The sequence below is a fragment of the Nocardioides sp. genome, assembly GCF_036401255.1.
Taxonomy (GTDB): domain Bacteria; phylum Actinomycetota; class Actinomycetes; order Propionibacteriales; family Nocardioidaceae; genus Nocardioides.
On the sequence record NZ_DASWVI010000405.1, the window covers coordinates 1 to 1,824 of the forward strand.

The window sequence follows — 1,824 nt, forward strand, 5'->3', positions numbered from 1 at the left end:
TGTTCGCGGCGACGATCGACGCGGCGCGCGGGCGCGGCGGCGCGATCCCCGTCGTACCCCTGCCCGGACTGCTCGCCCGCGACGGCCGGCGGCTGCCCGAGCTCGACGGCGTGCAGACCCCGCAGGCGTTCCGGGCCCGCGAGCTGCTCGCCGCCTACGCCCGCGCGGACGCGGACGGCTTCGACGGCACCGACACGGCGGCCTGCTGGGCGCGGTACGCCGACCTGCCCGTGGTGGCGGTGGCCAGCAGCCCCCGCAACCTCAAGGTCACGTTCCCCGAGGACCTGGCCCTGGCCGACCGCCTGGCCGATCGCCGGCGGTGAGCGCCTCCAGCACCCGGAGGTCGTCCTCCGAGCCGACCCGGCGCGCGGCCGGTGGCGCCTCGACCAGCTCGACGCGGTAGCGGCTGCGCAGCGTCGCGACCAGCTCGACGAGGTCGTGCGTGGGCAGGCCGCCCAGGTCCGCGACCACCGCCGGCGGCAGCACCACCGGGGCGGCGACCGAGACCAGCGTGTCGCGGTCGACGGTCTCCCCGACCACCCCGTCGGCGACCACCTTCACGGTGTCGGTGACCGGCCGGACGCCGACGACCACGCAGCCGTGCTCGACCGCGCGGGCCACGCACGCCCGGACGAACTCCGGCGGCGTCATCGGGCACAGCGGGTCGTGCACGACGAACGGCTCGCCCGCGGAGACGACCGACTCCCACGGCGTACCGTCGTCGATCGGGAGGACGCCGGCCTCGCCCAGCGCCCAGGCGGCGCACGCGACCAGCGCCTCGCCGTGGATCAGCGCGAACGGCAGGGATCCGCGGCCGTCGGCGAGCACGGTCCCCAGCGCCGGGGGCGGCTCGTCCGGGACGTCATACGCATGGTGGGTCATGGCCCCCACAACGTATGACGTCCGCGGCTCCGGACGCGACGAGGCCCCCGGGTGGGTCACCCGGGGGCCTCGTTGATCGATCAGTGGTGGTGCGTCAGGACGCGAGCACCTCGTCGAGCAGGGCCTCGGCCTTGTCCTCGTTGGTGTGCTCGGCCAGCGCCAGCTCGGAGACCAGGATCTGCCGGGCCTTGGCCAGCATCCGCTTCTCGCCCGCGGACAGGCCGCGGTCGCGCTCGCGACGCCACAGGTCGCGGACGACCTCGGCGACCTTCATGACGTCACCGCTGTGCAGCTTCTCGAGGTTGGCCTTGTAGCGACGCGACCAGTTGGTCGGCTCCTCGACGTGGGCGGCGCGCAGGACGTCGAACACGCGGTCGAGGCCCTCCTTGTCGACGACGTCGCGGACCCCGACCAGATCGAGGTTGCAGGCGGGCACTCTGACCACCAGGTCCTGCTGGGCGACGATACGGAGTACGAGGTACTGCCGGTCCTCTCCCTTGATCTTCCGCATCTCGATGTCTTCGATGACTGCGGCTCCGTGATTCGGGTAAACAACCGTTTCGCCGACGGTGAAAGTCATATGTCAGGTACCCCTTCCTAGATGGCTATCTTAACACGGGCTGAGAACTGGCCCCTGACGTTTGCGCAGGTCAGAGCCACAATCGGGGGTTGACAGATCCGCCGTCGGTGTGGTGGCGGCCGGGTCCGGCCCCACCGCGGACGCACCCGAGTTCGCGAAATCTCGCCCGGGACGGGCCGCTGGCTGATACTGCGGGGTATGTCGCCGACGCTGCGCCGCCGCACCAGCCGCGGGGCCACCGCCGCCCCCGACGCGCCCGCCGAGCCGCCCGCGGAGGGGGTGGCCGGGCCCGACCCTGCACCGGATCCTGCACCGGAGCCCCGGCGACGCGGTGAGCGGCGCCGCACGCTCGCCCACCTGAC

3 protein-coding genes are annotated in these 1,824 nt (G+C 73.2%); 1 reads left to right on the forward strand and 2 read right to left on the reverse strand.

The window, feature by feature from the left end:
• Positions 1 to 323, forward strand: a 323-nt coding sequence (locus VGD85_RS18845; protein ID WP_331064964.1) for an IspD/TarI family cytidylyltransferase, incomplete at its 5' end; no start/stop codon positions are given.
• Here VGD85_RS18845 and VGD85_RS18850 read toward each other — a convergent pair.
• Both VGD85_RS18850 and VGD85_RS18855 read right to left on the reverse strand, forming a co-directional pair.
• Positions 268 to 882: a 2-C-methyl-D-erythritol 4-phosphate cytidylyltransferase gene (locus VGD85_RS18850; RefSeq protein WP_331064965.1), complete on the reverse strand. Its 615-nt coding sequence runs from the start codon at positions 880 to 882 to the stop codon at positions 268 to 270. The genes VGD85_RS18845 and VGD85_RS18850 overlap by 56 nt on opposite strands.
• 94 nt (positions 883 to 976) lie before the next feature.
• Positions 977 to 1,462, reverse strand: coding sequence for a CarD family transcriptional regulator (locus VGD85_RS18855; RefSeq protein ID WP_011757466.1), 486 nt, complete (start codon positions 1,460 to 1,462; stop codon positions 977 to 979).
• Between the last annotated feature and the right edge of the window lie 362 nt (positions 1,463 to 1,824).

Bases quoted from the DNA above. Each gene is read 5' to 3' on its own strand.
- VGD85_RS18855 (WP_011757466.1), bottom strand. From the start codon at position 1,462: ATGACTTTCACCGTCGGCGAAACGGTTGTTTACCCGAATCACGGAGCC.
- VGD85_RS18850 (WP_331064965.1), bottom strand. From the start codon at position 882: ATGACCCACCATGCGTATGACGTCCCGGACGAGCCGCCCCCGGCGCTG.